This window comes from Ruegeria sp. BA2, assembly GCF_056539605.1.
This window is the reverse complement of the sequence record NZ_JBQFVE010000007.1, coordinates 153,188-172,372: the sequence shown is the minus strand read 5'-3', so window position 1 is coordinate 172,372 and position 19,185 is coordinate 153,188. Positions and strand designations below refer to the sequence as shown.

The 19,185-nt window shown below is 58.1% G+C and carries 22 protein-coding genes; 14 read left to right on the top strand and 8 right to left on the bottom strand.

Going from position 1 to position 19,185, the window contains the following annotated elements:
• Nucleotides 1–48: 48 nt before the first annotated feature.
• Nucleotides 49–393 carry a hypothetical protein gene (locus tag ACR0NN_RS16215; protein ID WP_170724973.1) on the bottom strand — a complete coding sequence of 115 codons (345 nt, stop codon included), beginning with the start codon at nucleotides 391–393 and terminating at the stop codon, nucleotides 49–51.
• Nucleotides 390–1,307, bottom strand: a complete 918-nt coding sequence (locus ACR0NN_RS16210; RefSeq protein ID WP_170724974.1) for a J domain-containing protein — start codon at nucleotides 1,305–1,307, stop codon at nucleotides 390–392. Before ACR0NN_RS16210 ends, ACR0NN_RS16215 begins: the two co-directional genes overlap by 4 nt.
• A gap of 156 nt (nucleotides 1,308–1,463) precedes the next feature.
• Here ACR0NN_RS16210 and ACR0NN_RS16205 point away from each other — a divergent pair, with 156 nt between their 5' ends.
• Nucleotides 1,464–1,847 (top strand): hypothetical protein, encoded by a 384-nt coding sequence (locus ACR0NN_RS16205; RefSeq protein WP_170724975.1) that lies wholly within the window; start codon nucleotides 1,464–1,466, stop codon nucleotides 1,845–1,847.
• Here ACR0NN_RS16205 and ACR0NN_RS16200 read toward each other — a convergent pair whose 3' ends face one another.
• On the bottom strand, nucleotides 1,848–2,945 hold the full coding sequence (locus ACR0NN_RS16200) for a cystathionine gamma-lyase (RefSeq protein WP_170724976.1): 1,098 nt from the start codon (nucleotides 2,943–2,945) through the stop codon (nucleotides 1,848–1,850).
• Between the two features lie 3 nt (nucleotides 2,946–2,948).
• Nucleotides 2,949–3,791, bottom strand: coding sequence for an LOG family protein (locus ACR0NN_RS16195; RefSeq protein ID WP_170724977.1), 843 nt, complete (start codon nucleotides 3,789–3,791; stop codon nucleotides 2,949–2,951).
• A 78-nt stretch (nucleotides 3,792–3,869) separates the two neighbouring features.
• On the opposite strand from ACR0NN_RS16195, the gene ACR0NN_RS16190 reads away from it, so the two are divergent.
• From ACR0NN_RS16190 to dapD, 5 genes are all read left to right on the top strand, one after another.
• Nucleotides 3,870–4,781 (top strand): threonine/serine dehydratase, encoded by a 912-nt coding sequence (locus ACR0NN_RS16190; RefSeq protein WP_170724978.1) that lies wholly within the window; start codon nucleotides 3,870–3,872, stop codon nucleotides 4,779–4,781.
• 44 nt (nucleotides 4,782–4,825) lie between these two features.
• A complete protein-coding gene (locus tag ACR0NN_RS16185; protein WP_170724979.1) occupies nucleotides 4,826–5,425 on the top strand; it encodes a GntR family transcriptional regulator in 600 nt (199 codons plus the stop codon).
• A gap of 120 nt (nucleotides 5,426–5,545) precedes the next feature.
• On the top strand, nucleotides 5,546–6,133 hold the full coding sequence (locus tag ACR0NN_RS16180) for a biotin transporter BioY (RefSeq protein WP_170724980.1): 588 nt from the start codon (nucleotides 5,546–5,548) through the stop codon (nucleotides 6,131–6,133).
• Nucleotides 6,126–7,091: a biotin synthase BioB gene (gene bioB, locus ACR0NN_RS16175; protein ID WP_170724981.1), complete on the top strand. Its 966-nt coding sequence runs from the start codon at nucleotides 6,126–6,128 to the stop codon at nucleotides 7,089–7,091. The genes ACR0NN_RS16180 and bioB overlap by 8 nt, the downstream gene beginning before the upstream one ends.
• 92 nt (nucleotides 7,092–7,183) lie before the next feature.
• A complete protein-coding gene (dapD, locus tag ACR0NN_RS16170) occupies nucleotides 7,184–8,011 on the top strand; it encodes a 2,3,4,5-tetrahydropyridine-2,6-dicarboxylate N-succinyltransferase (protein WP_170724982.1) in 828 nt (275 codons plus the stop codon).
• Nucleotides 8,012–8,065: 54 nt separating this feature from the next.
• On the opposite strand, the gene ACR0NN_RS16165 is transcribed toward dapD, so the two are convergent.
• A complete protein-coding gene (locus ACR0NN_RS16165; protein WP_480685077.1) occupies nucleotides 8,066–9,262 on the bottom strand; it encodes an aromatic ring-hydroxylating oxygenase subunit alpha in 1,197 nt (398 codons plus the stop codon).
• A gap of 94 nt (nucleotides 9,263–9,356) precedes the next feature.
• On the opposite strand from ACR0NN_RS16165, the gene ACR0NN_RS16160 reads away from it, so the two are divergent.
• The 3 genes from ACR0NN_RS16160 to ACR0NN_RS16150 are packed head-to-tail and all read left to right on the top strand — an operon-like array spanning nucleotide 9,357 to nucleotide 10,610.
• Nucleotides 9,357–9,635, top strand: coding sequence for a hypothetical protein (locus ACR0NN_RS16160; RefSeq protein WP_170724983.1), 279 nt, complete (start codon nucleotides 9,357–9,359; stop codon nucleotides 9,633–9,635).
• Nucleotides 9,635–10,228, top strand: coding sequence for a TetR/AcrR family transcriptional regulator (locus tag ACR0NN_RS16155; RefSeq protein ID WP_170724984.1), 594 nt, complete (start codon nucleotides 9,635–9,637; stop codon nucleotides 10,226–10,228). The genes ACR0NN_RS16160 and ACR0NN_RS16155 overlap by 1 nt, the downstream gene beginning before the upstream one ends.
• Before the next feature lie 37 nt (nucleotides 10,229–10,265).
• Entirely contained in the window at nucleotides 10,266–10,610 is a 345-nt protein-coding gene (locus tag ACR0NN_RS16150; protein WP_170724985.1) for a hypothetical protein, read from the top strand.
• Here ACR0NN_RS16150 and ACR0NN_RS16145 read toward each other — a convergent pair.
• Nucleotides 10,607–11,665, bottom strand: coding sequence for a transporter substrate-binding domain-containing protein (locus tag ACR0NN_RS16145; protein ID WP_170724986.1), 1,059 nt, complete (start codon nucleotides 11,663–11,665; stop codon nucleotides 10,607–10,609). The genes ACR0NN_RS16150 and ACR0NN_RS16145 overlap by 4 nt on opposite strands.
• A 207-nt stretch (nucleotides 11,666–11,872) precedes the next feature.
• On the opposite strand from ACR0NN_RS16145, the gene dapE reads away from it, so the two are divergent.
• The 3 genes from dapE to rnr are packed head-to-tail and all read left to right on the top strand — an operon-like array spanning nucleotide 11,873 to nucleotide 15,907.
• Entirely contained in the window at nucleotides 11,873–13,012 is a 1,140-nt protein-coding gene (dapE, locus tag ACR0NN_RS16140; protein WP_170724987.1) for a succinyl-diaminopimelate desuccinylase, read from the top strand.
• Nucleotides 13,013–13,015: 3 nt separating this feature from the next.
• Complete coding sequence (locus tag ACR0NN_RS16135) at nucleotides 13,016–13,591, top strand: TIGR04282 family arsenosugar biosynthesis glycosyltransferase (protein WP_170724988.1); 576 nt, start codon at nucleotides 13,016–13,018, stop codon at nucleotides 13,589–13,591.
• 57 nt (nucleotides 13,592–13,648) lie between these two features.
• Nucleotides 13,649–15,907 carry a ribonuclease R gene (gene rnr, locus ACR0NN_RS16130; RefSeq protein WP_170724989.1) on the top strand — a complete coding sequence of 753 codons (2,259 nt, stop codon included), beginning with the start codon at nucleotides 13,649–13,651 and terminating at the stop codon, nucleotides 15,905–15,907.
• Here the strand turns inward: rnr and ACR0NN_RS16125 are convergent.
• Together ACR0NN_RS16125 and ACR0NN_RS16120 are read right to left on the bottom strand one after the other, a co-directional pair.
• A complete protein-coding gene (locus ACR0NN_RS16125) occupies nucleotides 15,898–16,284 on the bottom strand; it encodes a DUF1801 domain-containing protein (RefSeq protein WP_170724990.1) in 387 nt (128 codons plus the stop codon). The genes rnr and ACR0NN_RS16125 overlap by 10 nt on opposite strands.
• Entirely contained in the window at nucleotides 16,281–16,979 is a 699-nt protein-coding gene (locus tag ACR0NN_RS16120) for a glutathione S-transferase family protein (protein ID WP_480685074.1), read from the bottom strand. Before ACR0NN_RS16120 ends, ACR0NN_RS16125 begins: the two co-directional genes overlap by 4 nt.
• A gap of 82 nt (nucleotides 16,980–17,061) precedes the next feature.
• Here ACR0NN_RS16120 and ACR0NN_RS16115 point away from each other — a divergent pair, with 82 nt between their 5' ends.
• On the top strand, nucleotides 17,062–17,769 hold the full coding sequence (locus ACR0NN_RS16115; protein WP_480685072.1) for a helix-turn-helix transcriptional regulator: 708 nt from the start codon (nucleotides 17,062–17,064) through the stop codon (nucleotides 17,767–17,769).
• A gap of 70 nt (nucleotides 17,770–17,839) precedes the next feature.
• On the top strand, nucleotides 17,840–19,156 hold the full coding sequence (locus ACR0NN_RS16110) for a lytic murein transglycosylase (RefSeq protein WP_480685070.1): 1,317 nt from the start codon (nucleotides 17,840–17,842) through the stop codon (nucleotides 19,154–19,156).
• The last annotated feature ends 29 nt before the right edge of the window (nucleotides 19,157–19,185 follow it).

The following is a 19,185-nucleotide window of genomic DNA, read 5'->3' as shown; positions in this document are numbered from 1 at the left end:
AGGATCAAGAGCGCCTTCTACGCCAAAATCCTTATGCCCAAAACCCCGCTAGCTGCGACGGAATCGCGCTGTGCCGATGACCTCGATAAGTTGTTGGCGAACAGGTTCTGGTTGCGCCTCGACCGCGTTCAGAACCTCACGCAGCTCGGCCCGCAGCCCATGCATCTGGTCGATCAGAGAGATCATCATCGACAATGCATCTGGCTCCATATCGTACTGGTCATGCAACTCGCAGGCCAGTTCAAGCCGGGCGACGTCGATGCGCTGATAGCGCAGCCCTTGTTCCGATTGTTCGGGGACTACGATTTCGGCAGCCAGATACTCGGTCAGGCGATCCGAGGTCAGGCGGGCGATGGTGTCTATCAGTTCGGCTTCGGTCAATGTGCGGCTCATGACGGCATTCCTTTGCGCGGATCATAGCTGTGGGTTTCGCGCCATCTCTCCATGAATTGCTTTAACTCATCATCCACCTTCTCTGGCATTGCGACAGTCAGTTCGATGAACTGATCTCCCCGGTCGGACGAACCGCGTTTCTTGACCCCTTTGCCACGCAGACGCAGGGTCTTGCCACTGCTGGTACCGGCAGGAACGCTGACATTGACGCCACCGTCGATGGTGGGCGCGGGAACCTTGCCGCCCAGAACGGCCTCATCAATGGTGATTGGCAGCGTGATGTGAATGTCATCGCCCTGGCGGTCAAAAACCGGGTGATCCGCGACCGAAATGGTGACCAACGCATCACCGGGAGGGCCTTCGCCATATCCCGGAGCGCCTTTGCCGCGTAGGCGGATGGTCTGACCGGTGGTGATGCCCGCCGGTATCTTTACCTCAATCCGGTTGCCATCCGGGAGGGTCAATTTCTGGCTGGCTCCGAAAACGGCGTCCAGAAAACTGATCTGCAGAGAATAGTTCAGATTGTGACCCGGCGCGTGGAACTCTTGGCTCCGCTGGCCATATCCTCCCCTCCCGCGCATGAATTCGGCAAAGATATCGGACATGTCGTCCTGCTCGGCCGAATATCCGCGATAGGGGTTGCCTGCAGCCTCAGCATAGTCGCGATAATAGTGCTGCTGTGAACGCTCCTGACCCGAGGCATCAATCTCACCATTGTCGTAGCGTTTGCGCATCTCCGGGTCTTTCAGCAGGTCATAAGCAGCGGCGGCGGCTTTGAACTTGGCCTCGGCTTCGGCATCGCCCGGCTTGAGGTCCGGGTGGCATTCTTTGGCGATCTTCCGATAGGCTTTCTTGATCTCGGCATCGCTGGCGTCTTTGGCGACGCCAAGTACGGAATAGGGGTCGTCGCTCATCTTGCCTCTCGTCGATGTGGGGTTTGGCCTTGATGAAGGTATTTTATCAATTGATTTCAACAGGTCAAAAAGAAGAGGGGGCTAAATTGTCTCGTAAATCTCCGATGCTCTGCTAATATCAAGATGTTTCAGAGTGTTCATTGACGGAGATCACCCATGACGCGCAGACTCAAATCAGTGCTGGCTTTGTTGGCCGGGAACGCCATCGGGCTGTTATTGGCCAGTTTGCTGCTGTCGGAGTTTGCGATCCGGCCGATTTCCTTCATCGTGGTGGTGATCGTATTTACCCTTGTTCAGGTCATAGCCGAGCCGCTGATCCTGAAGCTGGGGGAAAAGAAGGCACCGGCACTGAAAGGCGGGATAGCCTTGATCGTGACCTTTGTTGGCCTACTGGTCACGGATCTGATCACCGCAGGGCTAACGATTGGCGGTATTTCGAACCTGTTGGCCGCAACCTTGCTGGTGTGGCTGGGCGCACTGATCGGCAGTATTGTGCTGCCGATTTATGTGTTTCCCGAACTGCGCGAGACCAAGAAATAGTCACAGCGATTCAAGGCTGGCCTCAAAAGCCTGCCACAGTTCGTCTACCGGTTCACAACCGACAGAGAGGCGGATGAAAGCCGGATCGACAGCATCCCCCCATCGGGCACGCCGCTCGGCCGAGCTGTGGACGCCGCCAAAGGAAGTGGCCGGGCGCAGCAGTGGGCAAGTGTTGATGAACTGTTCCGCCTGGGCCTCGGTCTCAAGCGTCAGGCTCAGCAAGAATCCAAACCGTTTGGTTTGTGCTGCGGCCAATGAGTGCGCCGGATCATTGGGTAGCCCGGGATAACGGATGTGTCTCACGGCGGCATGCGCGGCCAGCCGTTCGGCCAGAACCTGCGCCGAGCGGCACATCCGGTCAAATCGCACGTCCAGCGTTTCAAGTCCGCGGTGCAGCAACCAAGCTTCGTGTGGCCCTGGAATCGCACCAGAGACTCGGCGCCATTCTTCAACGCACTCCATTACATGAGCATCACGGCTGGCGACATGGCCCATGAGCAGGTCCGAGTGTCCGCCCATCGCTTTGGTATCTGAACTCACCACCACATCAACGCCAAGGTCCAACGGGCGCTGGCCCAAAGGGGTCATCGTAGTGTTATCGGCGATCGTGATTCCACCGGCTGTGCGCACGGATTCGGCGATCGCGGATAGGTCCAGCATGTCCAGACCAGGATTCGAGGGGCTTTCCAGAAACACCACATCGAACCCTTCAAAGCCGCCTTCTGCGAAAGCGGTGGTTGGACGTTCTACAACCGAGACGCCCAAGTTAGACAGAAACCGATCGGCCAAAAGCCGCGTCACGTAGTACCCGTCAGACGGGATCAGCAGCCGAGATCCGGCTTTGACCGTTGCAAACAGTGCCGCCGAAATGGCTGCCATGCCAGAGGGGAAACTGAGGCAAGGGGCGTTTTCCAGATGCGACAGGACATGCTCAAGATGTACCCAGGTCGGGTTGTCGACCCGGCCATAGCTGGCGTGCCCATCCGGCGCGCCCGGTAGATGGTACATGCTGCTTTGGGTCAGCGGCAGGGACACAGGCTCGCCCTTGTTCAAGGCGTTCCCGCGAAGGTGCAACATTTCTCCGGCCTTCGGGCTCATGGCTCAGCGCCCCGGAATTTCATCGCGTGGGGGCGCGGGTTCCCAGTTTTCGATGATATCCACCGCCTCTTGCGCGGTGTCGACAAAGCGGAACAGGTCAAGATCTTCGTCCGAGATGGTGCCTGCATCAGCCAGAGCCTCCCAGTTGATGACCTTTTCCCAAAACTCACGCCCGAACAGTAGGAAGGGGACGCGATCCATGCGACCGGTCTGGATTAGCGTCAGGGATTCGAACAGCTCATCCATCGTACCGAAACCACCGGGGAAGATGGTGATGGCGCGGGCGCGCATCAGGAAGTGCATCTTTCGGATGGCGAAATAGTGGAAGTTGAAGCTGAGATCAGGCGTTACGTATAGGTTCGGTGCCTGCTCGTGCGGCAGCACGATGTTCAGGCCGATGGAACACCCGCCTGCATCTTGAGCACCACGGTTGCCCGCTTCCATCACACCGGGGCCACCGCCGGTAACGATCACGTTCTCACGGCAACCGGTCTGGTTCGATTTTTCCGTCATTAGCCGCGCAAATTCCCGCGCCTCATCATAGTATTTCGATAAGCCAGCAAGAGTCTCGGTGCGGGCGGTGTGTTTCTGAGCGGGTTCCGGGATGCGCGCACCACCGAACATGACGATGGTCGAGGTGATCTCGCGCTCGGTCATGATCATCTCGGGCTTCAGCAGTTCGAGCTGTAGGCGAACTGGGCGCAGCTCATCCCGACACAGGAAATCATCATCAGCGAAGGCAAGGCGATATGCCGGAGACCGCGTTTGCGGCGTATCCGGCACCTCGCTCGCGGTCGAGCGGTCGGTTTGGGCATCGCGGAAAGGGCTGAGGCGATCTTCTCTCATGAACGGGGTTCCCTGCTTGCGTGTTTTCAAAACAGCTATAGGGTTCGCGGGCAGAGTGCCAGTCACGGAAAGACAAGAATGGATTGGAAAAGTGAAATATTAGCTGCGCGGGATCGCATTGCCGGACACGCGCAAATCACGCCGGTGATGCAGAGCCATGCGCTGGGCTACCCGGTCGAGCTGAAGCTGGAGCACATGCAGCACACCGGCAGCTTCAAAGCGCGCGGCGCGTTCAATACCTTGCTCAGCATGGATGTGCCTGCGGCGGGTGTGGTGGCGGCATCAGGCGGCAATCATGGTGCGGCAGCGGCTTATGCGGCAAAGGCATTGGGGCATCCTGCGAAAATTTTTGTGCCCGAGCTTGCTGGACCATCCAAAATCGCGCTGATTGAACGGATCGGAGCTGATCTGAGCGTGGTTCCGGGGGAATATGCCAATGCTCTGACCATGGCGCAGGCGCATGAAGAAAGCACCGGCGCTATGCAAATCCACGCCTATGATGCGCCCGCAACGGTGGCAGGGCAGGGGACGTGCTTTGCGGAATGGGACGCTCAGGGTCTACAAGCTGATACCGTGCTGGTGGCTGTGGGTGGTGGTGGCTTGATAGCCGGAGCGCTGGCCTGGTTCCAGGGTGCGCGCAAGGTTGTGGCGGTCGAGCCGGAAACATCGTGCGCGCTGAATGCGGCACTGACTGCGGGTGAGCCGATTGATGTGTCTGTCTCGGGCATTGCGGCAAATGCGCTGGGCGCCAGACGAATTGGTGACATCTGCTTTAGGCTGGCTCAGGGGATGACCTCGGTTCTGGTTTCTGACGACGCGATATCACAAGCCCAAAACTCCTTGTGGCAGGCCCATCGTATTCTGGTTGAACCGGCGGGGGCGGCGGCTTTAGCAGCTTTGACATCTCGTGCCTATCAACCTGAGCCGGATGAGCGTGTGGCCGTGCTGGTTTGCGGAGGGAACATCGCGCCAGACCCTCTGACGAGTTGAAAATACCGCTTGTGGATGCAGGTTGTGAATTTTATCTATAATTCATGACGGCAACCATCGCGAACACGATATATCAATCTCTTAGCCAGCAAATCATCACCGGTGATCTGGCTGCAGGTGAGAAGCTGCGACAAGACCACATTGCCCGCGCCTTTGAGACCAGCCATGTGCCGGTGCGAGAGGCATTGCTGAGGCTCGAGGCACATGGGTTGGCCAAAAGTGTGCCGCGCAAAGGTATGCGCGTCACTGCCCTAGACCCTGCCGAAGTCCGTGAAGTGATCGAAATGCGCGTCGCGCTGGAGACGCTGGCGATGCAGCATTCCGCCCAGAATATGACACCAGCGGCATTGAAAGCGGCCGATGACGCAAGAAGGGCGTGCGATGACGCTGATAGCATGCCGCTGTGGGAAGCGCGGAACAGGGTCTTTCACCGTGCGATCCTGACCCCATGCGGATTACCGCGTCTGCTGCATGCAATTGATGATTTGCACATCGCAAGCGCACGGCACCTGTTTGCGCATTGGCGACCCAAATGGGTGCAGCGTGTTGATACGGATCATGCAGCTATCATTCAGGCGCTCAAGAGTAAAGATGTAGCAGCTGCAACATCGATACTTGTGCGTCATATTCGGCGCGCCAGCTGATAATTTCAAGCAGTTTAATACTAGATTGCAAGGGCGTAACAGATTTCACTTGCTTTTTAATAGATAAAATAGATGCTGACCTGTGAATCAGGTATAAATTATCTATAAAAAGGAAAGCCAATGAAAACCACCCTTCAATCCAACCTGCCCGCTGCAGGTGCGTTAGGCTTTACGGGGCATATCATTCGGGTCGTGGCAGGTATCCTGTTGTTGACCGCAAGTGCAAAAATACAAGTGCCTTTCTGGCCCGTGCCGATGACCATTCAGGTTGCGGCGGTCATGGCGATTGCTGCGACCTTCGGGATGCGGCTCGGGTCTGCGACCGTGATTGGCTACATGGTTGCTGGCGCCGTGGGTCTGCCAGTATTCGCCGGAACGCCAGAAAAAGGCATCGGGCTGGCCTATATGATGGGCGGAACCGGCGGCTATCTGCTGGGCTTTGTTGTTGCGGCATTCATTGTTGGCTGGGCGGCGGATAATCTTCGTAAACTGTATCTAGCCCCCGCCATGCTTGTCGGCCTTGCAGTTATTTACGCGTTGGGTTTGGGCTGGTTGGCCCAGTTTGTACCTGCCGACAAGGTGCTGGCCTATGGCTTTAGCCCCTTCATCGCGGGCGATCTGGTCAAAATCGCCTTGGCGGCTGTCTTGGTGATCGGCCTGCCGGCAGGTTTGATGCAGAAAATTCGCGGGTCGCGATCAGATGCTTGATGCCGGACAGGAAATCCGCAGCGACTGGACTGTTGACGAAGTGGAGGCGCTGCTGCGCCTTCCTTTGCTGGACCTCGTGGGACGGGCAAATGCTGTACATCGTACGCATCACGACCCGAACGACATACAGAAAGCGAGCCTGTTGTCGATCAAAACCGGCAGCTGCCCGGAAGACTGCGCGTATTGCCCGCAATCAGCGCATCATCGTGAGGTCGAACTGACCAAAGAAAAACTGATGAACCCTGCGCATGTCATTTCGCTTGCCAAACGGGCGCAGGATGCAGGGGCAGAACGGTTTTGCATGGGTGCTGCGTGGCGTCAGGTGCGGGACGGCGAAGAATTCGACAACGTGTTGGACATGGTGCGCGGCGTACGAGATCTGGGGATGGAGGCCTGCGTGACGCTGGGCATGCTCAAGCCGCATCAAGCCAAGCGCTTGGCCGAGGCAGGGCTGACGGCGTATAACCACAACCTCGATACCTCACCTGAGTACTATGGTGAGATCATCGGCACGCGCACCTATCAGGATCGTCTTGAAACCCTCAGCTATTGCCGGGATGAAGGCATCGATTTGTGCTGTGGCGGTATCATCGGCATGGGCGAGTCTTTGCGGGATCGCGCTTCGCTGTTGCAAGTGCTAGCGAATTTCGATCCGCACCCCGAAAGCGTGCCGATTAATGCTTTGATTCCGATCAAGGGTACTCCGTTGGAGCATCAGGAAAAGGTAAGCATCTTTGATCTGGTGCGCATGGTCGCGACCGCACGGATCGCCATGCCACGGACACGCGTGCGCCTGTCAGCCGGTCGCTCAGACTTCTCGACTGCCGAGCAGGCATTGTGCTTTCTGGCCGGGGCAAATTCGGTTTTTTACGGTGATGTCTTGCTGACAGCACCCAATGCAGGAACGCAAAATGACCAGAACATGTTTGCCGCGATGGCGGCCCTAACAGAAGATTGACGCAAACAAGGGGACCTGCGTCGCATTGCGCCATGGGTCCTGCTTGCGTATAGGCCACACCAACGTGAACAGATTCTCTAGGGAGACGCCCCATGTCCAATGCGCAACTGGAAGCCGCCATCGAAGCCGCCTGGGAGGCACGTGATACAATCACGCCCGCGACCGCCGGTGAGCAGCGTGAAGCGATCGAAGACACGCTGAACGCGCTGGACAGCGGGTCACTGCGGGTTGCGGAAAAGCTGGACAGCGGTGATTGGCATGTAAACCAGTGGGCAAAGAAAGCAGTTCTGTTGGGCTTCCGCATCAAGGATATGGAAATTCAGACAGGTAGCCCGCAAGGCGGCGGTTGGTGGGACAAGGTGGACAGCAAATTTGCCGGTTGGGGCGAGAACCAGTGGCGCGCAGCCGGGTTCCGCGCCGTTCCGAACTGCGTGGTCCGCAAATCCGCTTATATCGCTCCGGGCGTCGTGCTGATGCCGTCATTCGTGAACCTGGGCGCTTATGTTGACGAAGGCACCATGGTTGACACCTGGGCTACCGTTGGTTCATGCGCGCAGATCGGCAAGAACGTCCACCTGTCGGGTGGTGTCGGGATCGGCGGCGTGTTGGAGCCGATGCAAGCTGGCCCGACTATCATCGAGGACAACTGCTTTATCGGCGCGCGGTCTGAGGTGGTTGAAGGCTGCATCGTCCGCGAGGGCTCGGTTCTGGGCATGGGTGTGTTCATCGGCAAGTCGACCAAGATCGTTGACCGCGAAACCGGTGAGGTCATGTATGGTGAGGTTCCGCCGTATTCGGTTGTTGTTGCAGGCTCGATGCCCTCGAAGAACAATGTCAGCCTGTATTGCGCAGTGATCGTGAAGCGCGTTGATGAAAAGACCCGTTCGAAAACCGGGATCAACGAGCTGCTGCGCGACTGATCCAATCGAATTCTGTTTGAAAAGGCCGCAGAGCGCAGGCTCTGCGGCCTTTTGCTATTTTGGCATGAATTCCAGCACCGTTTGCTGGAAAAACTCAATCGCCGCTTCACCGCCTGCGCCTTTGGCCAACGGTCCAACCTGGTACCTGGGCGATTGAAGTGCGCGCTGCATCTTTTCGCATACCCATACGTCTTCAGTCTGGAAATCCCCGGTTTCCAGCGGGTGCTGGGTCCAATGAGAAGATTTGATCCGGCCGCTTACCGCGTCATAACCGGGGATATCCGCAGCGCGATGTGTGTAGGTGAACCAGCCTTTGGGTGACCAGTTTCTGACCCGCAGCATCGTCGTATTGGCGTCTATCGGCTCCATGATTGATATTGAAAACCCCCAGGGATTCGGCGTTAGGATTGTGTTTGGAAACAGCATATAAACACCGCCATAGCCCGGTGTTTCTGCGCCCCGAACCATCTTCATGCCGGACCCTTTGGCCGAGTTCTCGACGAATTGCGGGATGCGGTGCTTGACACCTTCACGCTCGGTCGACCACCAAACCATGTTACGCCCGAAGACCTCCCAAAGATTCTTGTCATGGGTTGGGCCGCCCAGCGTATCTTTGTGCAGGTAGGCCAAGTGATAGCCGTCGACGGCGTTTTCGAAGAAGACTTTCCAGTTGCACTTGATTTCGTAGATCACATCGTCCGGATTTTCCTGCAGATCGCTGGACGCAAGGTCATGAGGCCATGGGACCTGATCCAGATCACCAATCCAAGCGTCAAAACTCTGGTCCGGCTCGGGATGTACAAAGACGAGGTTGCGAAAAATCCCAACCGAAGCGCCGTATAACGCAGTCGCCTTTTTGTCGAGGTCTGGAAAGCATTCGCGCTGCGCGGGGACTCCACGCAAGGCGCCATCCAGATTGTAGACCCAGTTGTGATAGGGGCAGACAATGGTCTTGCCCGCATTGCCGCAACCTTCCAATAACTCGGTTCCGCGGTGGCGGCATTGATTGTGGAAGGCACGCAGTCCACCTGAGGCGTCCCGAATGACGATGAGCGCGAAGGCCCCGACTTGGACCGTTCTGAAATCGCCGGGTTCGGGAAAATCCATGGTTACCCCGGCAAACGTCCAGCAATTGCTGAACAGGGATTTCTGTTCGGCCTCAAACCAGCTGTCCGAGACATAGGCCTCACGCGGGAGGCGTTGTTGCGGGTGATCTGGAAGGGCAGTTAGCGGCGGCATCGTCAGTTCCATTTATTGTCAAAAATGATAATAATCAATATTGACAGTAAACCGCCGAATGTCCAGATTTGATCTTAAGATTTTTCAACCGCCGCATGGAGGCAGGATGAGTTTTGTTCAAAGCTTGAGGCATCAAAAATGGATGACATTTTTGGTGCTGTTGGTCCTTCTTGTTTCAACCCTTTCCGGATTCTACGCCGCCTGGGGGGTGTTGTTCATCTTTTGGGGTCTATTGGCCATGCGTTCAGGGCAGGCCTTTCTGGTTGAGCCGATTGAACGGTTTGAAAATCCCGCTGTCTTCTGGCTATTGGTTGTTCTGTGGATCGGACTGGGCATTCTTTATGTTGTGGCCGATTTCTTCCCGCACTTGATGACTGGTTTCTGATGCCGCGCCCCAGCTTGAAAGACACAAGATCCGAGCAAATTCTGAACGCCTTCATGCGCTGCGTTGCGCGGTACGGGCTGGATGGCTCGACCCAGGCGCGCATCGCTGAAGAGGCTGGAGTCGGGCGGCCCTTGTTGCGCCACTATCTGGGCAACCGGGACGAGATGGTGCGCAAGCTGTTGGATCACGTTCTGAAGGTTTTCGCCGAGCGTGTTGAAGAGTTGTTTCATGTATTACCACCTTCGGGCCGGATAGATGCGATGACTGAGGCCCTGTTCGGGCGCGGCAGCTATTCCTCGGAGGGTGCGGCGGTGTTCGCCGCATTGGTCGCGGCATCAGAGCAGCATGAGGGATTGCGAGAACCTCTGCTCGGGTTTGTCTATGACTTCGAGGACAGGATCGCCGCGGAAATCTTGCAAGAACGACCGCGGGCCGATCTTCAGAAGGTTCAGGCTGTTGCAGCAGGGGTGTCCGCAATCTATTTCAACACGGATGCGGTGATGCCACTGAAACCGCGTGCGGGTTGGCGTGACACGCAGCGGAGCGCTGCTCTGATATTGCTGGACCATCTGCTTGGTCCAAACTGCGATTGAGTTGACCGTCTCACCGACCCCGCGTATTGCGGGCAATATGGAAAAGCAGAAAAAACCCTCGCGCCAGCAGGTCTATACGTTGTTGGTTCAGATTGGCCGCAAGGAAGGTGACGGGCTGCCCGATGGTGCAACCGGAGCGGCGCTGATGTGTTTTGCAAGTGGCGTCGATGAGGCCGAGGCCGTGCGTGAAACGGTCGCGATCCTGAAACAGGCCGACACCGCCCCGCTGGATGTCACAGGATATGGCACCTTAGCCGAACGAGAGGCGCAGGGTCATGATATCGACGCGGATGAGCGGTCGCTGATGCAGCGCGCGCTGGATGAAAACGCCGTAATCGTCGCGCAGATGACGCCATTCTTCGGGGATGAGGAAACCGCTTAGTTCCGCGCGCCGAACCACTTGCGATAGATTTCGTCATAGGTGCCATCCTCGCGCAATGACAGCAGCGCCTGATTGACATCTTCGACTAAGGGCGAGCCGCTTGGGAACGCCATACCGTAGTTTTCCCGCAGGAATACGCCACCGGTCATTGTCGCAATCCTGCGTCCTTCATGGTTGGCATAGTAGGACAGGATCGGCGCATCGAAGACAACGGCATCCAGATCCTTGCTCTCGAACGCGGTCAGCATGTTCTGCAGATCGCTGTAGCCGGTGAATTCAATTTCGCGCCGATTCAGGAAACTGGCAGCGGTTGAGTCTGCGATGGTGCCGACCTGTTTTCCATAGAGGTCATTGACCGAGTTCACACTGCCAGTGATTGCATCCACCGTCATCACCGAAGTGATGCGGGCGGTGAAAACCGAGACGATGAACAATGAAGACACAACCAGCACAACACCTAAAAGGCGTCCAAACGGTGTGCGCGGCATCCGCTCTTCAAACCCGCCGTTCACCACGAGGTTGAGGGCCCACCAGAACGATGGGAACCACGCTTCGTTCAGCTTGCGATCGAAATAAGGTTGCGCGCGTTTCTCGAAGCTCCACATCAGCATTCCGCCGCCAAGCAATATCGCAAAAGCCAGGCCGATCGCGATGAACAGCTCACGCGACAGAAGGGCGTGCAGCAGTGACGGCTGGCGCGCTGCCTCGGACGGCACCATGATCTGCAAACCAGCTTCGAAGATGGGTTGTGTGAAATCCATTTGGGTTTCACGCGAAGCGGTGATCGAAATGTTGGCGATCGCCAGATCAGCCGAGCCATCCTGCACCGCGCCGAGCATCTCGCTAAAATTCTCGACCCTGTTCACGGTGTATTCCCAGCCAAGCGATTCCGAGAGTGCGGCCAGCAGGTCCATCGAAAAGCCGGTCTGGGCCCCGTCCTCGACAAAGGAAAACGGAGGGCGGGTTACCGTTGTAACCGTAAGGGTCTGGGCCTGGCTTTGCTGCACGAAAGTAGCGAAAGTCAGGCAGATCAATGCGAAAAAGACGCGTTTCATGTTGAATCACCTGTTTCGCGGCGCTCTATCGCACTTCGGGGCCACGCGGCAAGGCAGCCGCTGGGTCAACGCTCATGTTTTGCCGAGGTGCAAAATCAAGGTGCTGGTGCTTTCAGGCTGGGAATTCGTTTATTCGGGGTTGGCAATCCGGGCAATTCGTTGAATCTGTGCACGAACACAGGCACCCCTTTGGACAAGAGGCCCAATATGACCGATCCAGTAGAGCTGACAGCAGACCTGATCCGTTGCCCTTCGGTCACACCCGAAGAGGGCGGAGCATTGGTTCTGCTGCAAGATGTGCTTGAAGATGCAGGGTTTGAATGCACCCGCGTGGATCGTAGCGGCATTAGCAATCTGTTCGCGCGTTGGGGCCAGAAAGGGCACGCACGCAGCTTTGGCTTCAATGGTCACACGGATGTTGTACCGGTTGGTGACGAGGCGGCATGGACCATGGCCCCGTTTGGCGCGGAAGTCAGCGATGGTGTGATGTATGGCCGTGGGACGACAGACATGAAGTCGGGTGTGGCGGCCTTTGCGGCCGCGGCCATTGACTTTGTGCGCAACACTCCTCCGGACGGGGCGGTGATCCTGACGATCACCGGGGATGAAGAGGGTGATGCGCTGGACGGCACAGTCGCCTTGCTCGATCACATGGATGCCGCGGATGAGCGGATGTCGGTTTGTCTGGTGGGTGAGCCGACTTGCCCCAATACGATGGGCGAGATGATGAAGATCGGCCGGCGTGGGTCGATGACCGCTTGGTTCACTGTGACAGGAGTACAGGGGCATTCGGCGTATCCGCACCGGGCCAAGAACCCGTTGCCAGCGATGGCGCGGCTGATGGACCGGCTGGCCAGTCACGAACTGGATCAGGGGACCGATCATTTCGACGCCTCAACTTTGGCGGTGGTGACGATGGATACGGGCAACCCGGCGACAAATGTTATCCCTGCGCAATGCGCGGGAACAGTGAATATCCGTTTCAACGACCTGCACTCAGGCGCAAGCCTGAGCGAGTGGTTGAAATCCGAAGCGGATGCCGTTGCTAAGGCGTTCGGAGTCGAGGTCGAAACCAGAATCAAAATCTCGGGCGAAAGTTTTCTGACCCCACCCGGACCGCTATCCGATCTGGTGGCGCAGGCTGTCGAGGCGGAAACCAATGTGCGTCCGGAACTTTCGACGACAGGCGGCACGTCGGATGCCCGCTTTATCAAGAACCACTGCCCAGTGGTTGAATTTGGTCTGGTCGGGCGCACCATGCATCAGGTTGATGAATGCGTCGAGGTGGCGCAAATCCACCAGCTCAAGGCGATATATACGCGTATTTTGACGGATTATTTTGCCTGATCCATGCAAAGAACGCTGATCATCATGGTGAAAGAACCGCGCCCTGGCCGGGTGAAAACCCGTTTGGGTCGCGATATTGGCATGGTTGGGGCGGCCTGGTGGTTCCGGCATCAGACACGCGCGTTGATCCGGCGCTTGCGTGACCCGCGCTGGCAGATTGTTCTGGCGGTCTCGCCCGACCGGGAAGGGTTGAATAGCCGGGTCTGGCCAATTGACTTACCGCGCGCGGCACAGGGAGGCGGAGATTTGGGGGATCGCATGGGCCGGTTGCTTCGCAATGCCCCGAAAGGGCCCGTCTGCCTGATTGGCGCCGATATCCCGGGGATCACGCTCGGTCACATCGCGCGCGCATTTGGCGCATTGGGCCGGGCCCAGATTGTGTTCGGGCCTGCGCCGGATGGCGGCTATTGGCTGGTCGGGGCGCAGCGTTTTGGCGCATTACCTTCGGGGCTGTTTCATGATGTGCGCTGGTCGACGGAACACGCGCTGGCTGACACTTTGGCATCAGTCCCGGGGTGCCGTGTGGCAATGCTGGATCATCTGCGCGATGTGGATACCGTGGCCGATCTGCATTGCTGACCTGATGCGCCGATTTTTGGTCATGACGCGGTCGCATGCCCGTGTTAGGCCGAACCTATGACACGCATTCCGACCAAGCAGGAGGTCCTTGACTGGATCTCGGCGAACCCCACCCTGACCTCGAAACGCGATATCGCCAAGGCCTTTGGGATCAAGGGGGCGGATCGGATCGACCTGAAGCGTATCCTTAAGGAGCTTGAGGCCGAGGGGCATCTGGAGAAGCGCAAGCGCAGCTATCGTGATCCAGATCGCCTGCCGCCGGTTAGCGTATTGCAGGTGAAGGCGCCGAATGCTGATGGTGACTTGTTTGCACGCCCACTGGAATGGCATGGCGAAGGGGTTGAGCCGGTCGTTCTACTGATCACCCGCGCCAGCGACCCGGCACTGGGCGAGGGTGACCGTATTCTGGCGCGGCTGACGGTTGTGCAAGAGGAAGACCACAATTACGAGGCCCGCCTGATCCGCCGCATTGGCACCAACCCGCGCAAGATCGTGGGCATATTCCGCAAAGGGGCCGAGGGGGGCCGGATCGTACCCATCGACAAGGCCGGGTCCACCGAATGGCTGGTCGCGGATGGGGCCGTTCTGGGGGCAAAGGACGGTGAGCTGGTCGAGGCCGAACAGGCCGGGCCAAAGAACCGCATGGGCCTGCCACGGGCGCGCATTGTCGAACGGCTGGGTGATCCGACCGCGCCCAAGGCGGTGTCGCTTATCGCGATCCACCAACATGGTATCCCGGACGATTTCCCCGACAAGGTGATCGACGAGGCCGACAAGGCCAAACCCGTTGGTTTGAATGGGCGCGAAGACCTGCGCGATATGCCTTTGCTGACCATCGACCCCTCGGATGCGCGGGATCATGACGACGCCTGTTACGCGCACGCAGATGACGACCCGAAAAACCCGGGTGGGCATGTGATCTGGGTCGCCATCGCTGACGTGGCCGCCTATGTGCAGCCCGGTACCGCTCTGGACCGCGAGGCGCGCAAACGCGGCAATTCCAGCTACTTTCCCGATCGCGTGGTTCCGATGCTGCCGGATCGTCTATCAGGCGATCTGTGCTCGCTGCACGAGGGCGTTCCGCGCGCCTGCATTGCGGTTAGGATGCAGATCGACGCCGAGGGCAACAAGATCGGCCACCGTTTTGTACGCGGCCTGATGCGCTCTGCCGCCTCGCTGAATTATGCCGAGGTGCAGGAGGCCATTGATGGCACACCGAACGACCGTACCGGGCCTTTGTTGGAGACGGTGCTGAAACCGCTCTATGCTGCCTATGCCGCGCTGAAAAAAGCGCGGGGGGTGCGCCAGCCGTTGGAGCTGGACCTGCCTGAACGTAAGATCGTTCTGAGCGACACCGGTGAAGTCACAAGTGTTGCGTTCCGTGACCGGTTGGATGCGCATAAGCTGATCGAGGAATTCATGATCCTCGCCAATGTCGCCGCTGCCGAGACGCTGATCGCCAAGCGACGCCCGCTCCTGTTTCGTGTGCACGAAGAACCCGCGCCGGAAAAGCTGGAAAGCCTTCGGGAAACGGCGCAGGCGGCAGGTTTGAATCTGGCAAAGGGACAGGTGCTGCAAACACGGCATCTAAATGCGCTGTTGAATGCCGCCGTCGGGACTGAGGATGCCGAGCTGATCAACTTGACGACTTTACGATCGATGGCACAGGCCTATTACAACCCCGAAAACTTCGGTCATTTCGGACTGGCCTTGCGGAACTATGCACATTTCACCTCACCCATCCGGCGCTACGCCGACCTGATCGTGCACCGCGCGCTGATCACGGCCCATGGCTGGGGCAAGGACGGGCTGACCGAAGATGAGATTGCTCGGCTAGAGGAGACCGCCACCCATATCTCGGACACCGAGCGCCGCTCGATGATGGCCGAACGCGATACCACCGACCGTTATTTGGCGGCGTACCTCAGCGAGCGCGTGGGCAACGAGTTCTCCGGGCGCATCAGCGGCATCGCCCGGTTCGGCGCTTTCGTGAAGATGGATGAAACGGGTGCGGACGGCTTGGTGCCCGTGCGCTCACTCGGGCGAGAGTTCTTTCATTTCGATCGTGAGGCGGGAACGCTGATGGGGTCGGATACCGGGCTGATCATCGCGATTGGTCAGCGTGTGACCGTGCGCCTGACCGAGGCGACGCCGGTGACAGGCGGGCTTGAGTTGGAGCTGTTGTCCATCGACGATCAGGCCCTGCCACGCGGACGTGGTCCTGCCAAGCGTGGGTCTCGGCGCAAGGCCATCAGCACCAAACGCAAAAAAGAAAAGATCAAACGCAAGGTGGAACGCAAACGCCGTCAGAGGTGATAGGTCAGCGCACGCGCGATCAGCCAGCCGTGGCGCGTTGAATCAATTTGATCGAGGGTTTCAAACAGCACAGCGCGGCTGCCTTCGATCTGATCCTCGCCGGGAAAGGCGGACGTAAAGTCTCCCATCAATCGGCTTTGGCAATGCACAAACAAAGCAAACTTGGCGGCCTTGTGCCCGCCCAAGCGGATCGTTGATCCCTTGGGCGCCAGATAAGCGGGTTGACCCCACCGCAACGCTTCTTCCAATGGCTGGGCGCGCGGTAGAGTGGCCGCTGTTTCAAAAATCAGCTCACGCAACGCAAGTGCCCCTCTGCGCGTCTCTTCTGGCAGCGCTTCGAAGGCTGCGGCCACTTTCTCGTCCTCAAAAGGTGTCATGACAGCGGTATCGCCTGCTCCATTCGGTCGATATAACTGCTCAGCAGCTTATCCTGTTTGATCCGGCGGGTCAGGGGGGTGTCTGACGGCGTGGCGCGCATGGCAGCCAGCATCGGGCCGACACTCATGTCGGCCGAGGTCGGGTGCTCGCCCAAAAGGTAAGGCGATTGCCAAAGGTAGGCCGAGATCGCCTCAAGATCATGTTCCAGCCGGTCCAGCCGTTCGGCGGGCGAAAAGCGGGAAACGCCCTGAAATGCGAGCCCCTTGAGAACAGATTTGCGGACCGAGTTCGAAACGGGTGTGCGGATCAGCGCGGGAATGACCGTGAAGAACGTATCGCGCAGGATTGGCCAAACGTCATCATTGGCCCAGCGATCCTGCACGATATGGAAGTACAGGTGTTCTTCGGCCATTCGGATCAGAGTTCGGGATTGGGCTTTTTGCAGGTCAGTCAGGTCAGCATCAAAGTTAGCCCCCTGTGCCTCGAGCCAGTCTCGGATCAGGTCGCTGTCTGGGATCAGACGCTCGGGCGTGCGTAAGACCGGCAGCTTCTGGTGCGGCATCTTGCGCGGGTCCAACATATCGGATCGTTGCCATTTCTGGCCCGCGCTTTGAAGCATCAGGGCTGTTTTCACGCAGAACGGGCTTGCACTGAAAAGACCGAAGGCAGAGGGGAAGGTGAGAAGGGTCAGCATTATCAGCTCCATGATTGGGATGCCCGATGGATATGCTGTGCTGATGACAGTTTCTGACATTATGTTTAGGTTAGTGTGCACTATGTCTCGCACCGCCCGTCTATTTCAGTTGATGCAAGCCTTGCGTTCCGGCCCCTCGCCCAGGACGTCGATTCAGTTGGCGCAGGATCTGGGCGTCTCACCGCGCACAGTGCACCGCGATATCGACTCATTGCGCGGCCTTGGGGCGGTTATCGACGGAGAGGCTGGATTTGGATTCACCTTGATCGAGGATGCGACTCTACCGCCCTTGGGTTTCGCCAATGACGAGCTTGAGGCGTTGGTTTTGGGCCTGCGTGAAGTGCAACTGATCGGGGATCCGGCCCTGTCCGATGCAGCAAGTGCGGCCCTGCGCAAGCTGCAGGGCCGGTTGCCGCAGCGCCAATCGCACCGGCTGAGCCACGCGGTCCTGACTGCGACGCGGTTCGACCGACCTGCCGTGCCAACCATCGATGTCGCTGTGCTACGCCAAGCTGCGTGGGATGAACGGGTTGTCGAGTTTGCTTATACCGACGCCAAAGGCGCTGATACCCGACGCCGGGTCAGTCCGCTGAGCATCGTCTATATGGACCGCGCCAGTGTTTTGCTTAGCTGGTGTCACCTGCGAACGGATTTTCGCGTATTTCGGTTGGATCGTATGCAGAGCATGGATGTGACCGAGGAAAGCTTTCGACCCAATCGCGTTTCGCTATTGCGCGAGGCGATCGCCCGTATCCGTGCTGACCGAGAGGCACAGGAACACGAAACCTAGCGTTCGGTGTTTTGAGAAATCGCAATTCTGCGCTATCATCGGTTCTGAGCGGTAATCAGGAAAAAACGGAATGCGTAAGTGCGTAGGTGGCGTCATGACCGCCGCATTATGGGCATCCATCGTGCAGGCGGATACAACAGACAAGTCAATTCGGCCTCTGGCCCGACCTTTGGTCGAAAACGTACAACTGGCTTCGGCGGATGTAACCGTTTCGGTGCGGCCGGTATTGCGACCTAGCGTTGGTGTGCATCGGATCTCAGCAGAAGGGAATGCCCGCTTCCAGGCTTGGCTGGGTGCGTTTCGCGAGAGGGCGCAGGCGCAAGGTATCTCAGCCCGCACGCTGGATCGAGCTCTGGCAGGGGTGACCTATGACGGCGACATCATCAAACGAGATCGCAATCAGGCGGAATTTTCCAAACCGATTTGGGAGTATCTGGATTCTGCTGTTTCCAAAACGCGTATTGCAAATGGGCTCTCTGGTTTGGAGCAGCGTCGCCAGACCCTGACCCGTATCGAGGCGCAATATGGTGTCGAAAAAGAGGTTGTTACAGCGATCTGGGGCCTTGAGACCGCGTTTGGAACCTATCGGGGGAGCAAGCAAACCATCCGGTCGCTGGCAACACTGGCCTTTGATGCGCGGCGCGCGCGCTTTTTTGAGGTACAGCTGATCGCGGCGCTTCAGATCCTGCAGGCCGGGGATGTAGACGCCACAAATATGGTGGGCAGTTGGGCCGGGGCGATGGGGCACACTCAGTTTATGCCGACCTCATTTCTTGATCACGCGGTTGATTTCGACGGTGATGGGCGGCGCGATATCTGGTCGGATGACCCAACCGATGCCTTGGCATCAGCTGCCGCGTATTTGGCAAAGCATGGATGGACCAAAGGCCAGCCTTGGGGAGTTGAGGTGCAATTGCCGTCCGGCTTTGACTATGCCAACGCGCGGCGCGATTTTACACTGATGCCATCGGAATGGGCCGCGCGTGGGGTTCTGACATTCTCGGGCAAGGCAGTGCCTGATCACGGCCAGGCAGCGATCCTGCTACCGGCGGGTGGTCGGGGTGTGGCCCTGATGATCTTCGACAATTTCAAGGTGATTGAGGCGTATAACGGCGCCGATGCTTATGTGATCGGGATCGGGCATCTGTCTGATCGGCTTGCCGGTGGCGTTCCGTTTCAGTCTGAATGGCCGCGCGGGGATCGTGTACTAAGCTTTTCTGAAAAGAAAGAACTGCAACGTAGGTTGACGCAGGCAGGCTTCGATACGCAAGGGATCGACGGGCGGACTGGGCCAAATACGATCAATGCGGTGCGCGCATTTCAGGTTGCGCAGGGGCTGGTCCCGGATGGATACCCCTCGATCAGCCTGCTGGAGAGAATGCGCTGAGTGTCAGGACGGCCCATCTGGGCCGCCTG

Bases quoted from the DNA above. Each gene is read 5' to 3' on its own strand.
- ACR0NN_RS16160 (WP_170724983.1), top strand. From the start codon at position 9,357: ATGAGTTTTGTTCAAAGCTTGAGGCATCAAAAATGGATGACATTTTTG.
- ACR0NN_RS16185 (WP_170724979.1), top strand. From the start codon at position 4,826: ATGACGGCAACCATCGCGAACACGATATATCAATCTCTTAGCCAGCAA.
- ACR0NN_RS16145 (WP_170724986.1), bottom strand. From the start codon at position 11,665: ATGAAACGCGTCTTTTTCGCATTGATCTGCCTGACTTTCGCTACTTTC.
- ACR0NN_RS16165 (WP_480685077.1), bottom strand. From the start codon at position 9,262: ATGGAACTGACGATGCCGCCGCTAACTGCCCTTCCAGATCACCCGCAA.
- ACR0NN_RS16195 (WP_170724977.1), bottom strand. From the start codon at position 3,791: ATGAGAGAAGATCGCCTCAGCCCTTTCCGCGATGCCCAAACCGACCGC.
- ACR0NN_RS16210 (WP_170724974.1), bottom strand. From the start codon at position 1,307: ATGAGCGACGACCCCTATTCCGTACTTGGCGTCGCCAAAGACGCCAGC.
- ACR0NN_RS16135 (WP_170724988.1), top strand. From the start codon at position 13,016: ATGCAAAGAACGCTGATCATCATGGTGAAAGAACCGCGCCCTGGCCGG.
- ACR0NN_RS16190 (WP_170724978.1), top strand. From the start codon at position 3,870: ATGGATTGGAAAAGTGAAATATTAGCTGCGCGGGATCGCATTGCCGGA.
- ACR0NN_RS16125 (WP_170724990.1), bottom strand. From the start codon at position 16,284: ATGACACCTTTTGAGGACGAGAAAGTGGCCGCAGCCTTCGAAGCGCTG.
- rnr (WP_170724989.1), top strand. From the start codon at position 13,649: ATGACACGCATTCCGACCAAGCAGGAGGTCCTTGACTGGATCTCGGCG.
- ACR0NN_RS16200 (WP_170724976.1), bottom strand. From the start codon at position 2,945: ATGAGCCCGAAGGCCGGAGAAATGTTGCACCTTCGCGGGAACGCCTTG.
- bioB (WP_170724981.1), top strand. From the start codon at position 6,126: ATGCTTGATGCCGGACAGGAAATCCGCAGCGACTGGACTGTTGACGAA.
- ACR0NN_RS16120 (WP_480685074.1), bottom strand. From the start codon at position 16,979: ATGCTGACCCTTCTCACCTTCCCCTCTGCCTTCGGTCTTTTCAGTGCA.
- ACR0NN_RS16180 (WP_170724980.1), top strand. From the start codon at position 5,546: ATGAAAACCACCCTTCAATCCAACCTGCCCGCTGCAGGTGCGTTAGGC.
- dapD (WP_170724982.1), top strand. From the start codon at position 7,184: ATGTCCAATGCGCAACTGGAAGCCGCCATCGAAGCCGCCTGGGAGGCA.
- dapE (WP_170724987.1), top strand. From the start codon at position 11,873: ATGACCGATCCAGTAGAGCTGACAGCAGACCTGATCCGTTGCCCTTCG.
- ACR0NN_RS16215 (WP_170724973.1), bottom strand. From the start codon at position 393: ATGAGCCGCACATTGACCGAAGCCGAACTGATAGACACCATCGCCCGC.
- ACR0NN_RS16205 (WP_170724975.1), top strand. From the start codon at position 1,464: ATGACGCGCAGACTCAAATCAGTGCTGGCTTTGTTGGCCGGGAACGCC.
- ACR0NN_RS16110 (WP_480685070.1), top strand. From the start codon at position 17,840: ATGCGTAAGTGCGTAGGTGGCGTCATGACCGCCGCATTATGGGCATCC.
- ACR0NN_RS16150 (WP_170724985.1), top strand. From the start codon at position 10,266: ATGGAAAAGCAGAAAAAACCCTCGCGCCAGCAGGTCTATACGTTGTTG.
- ACR0NN_RS16155 (WP_170724984.1), top strand. From the start codon at position 9,635: ATGCCGCGCCCCAGCTTGAAAGACACAAGATCCGAGCAAATTCTGAAC.
- ACR0NN_RS16115 (WP_480685072.1), top strand. From the start codon at position 17,062: ATGTCTCGCACCGCCCGTCTATTTCAGTTGATGCAAGCCTTGCGTTCC.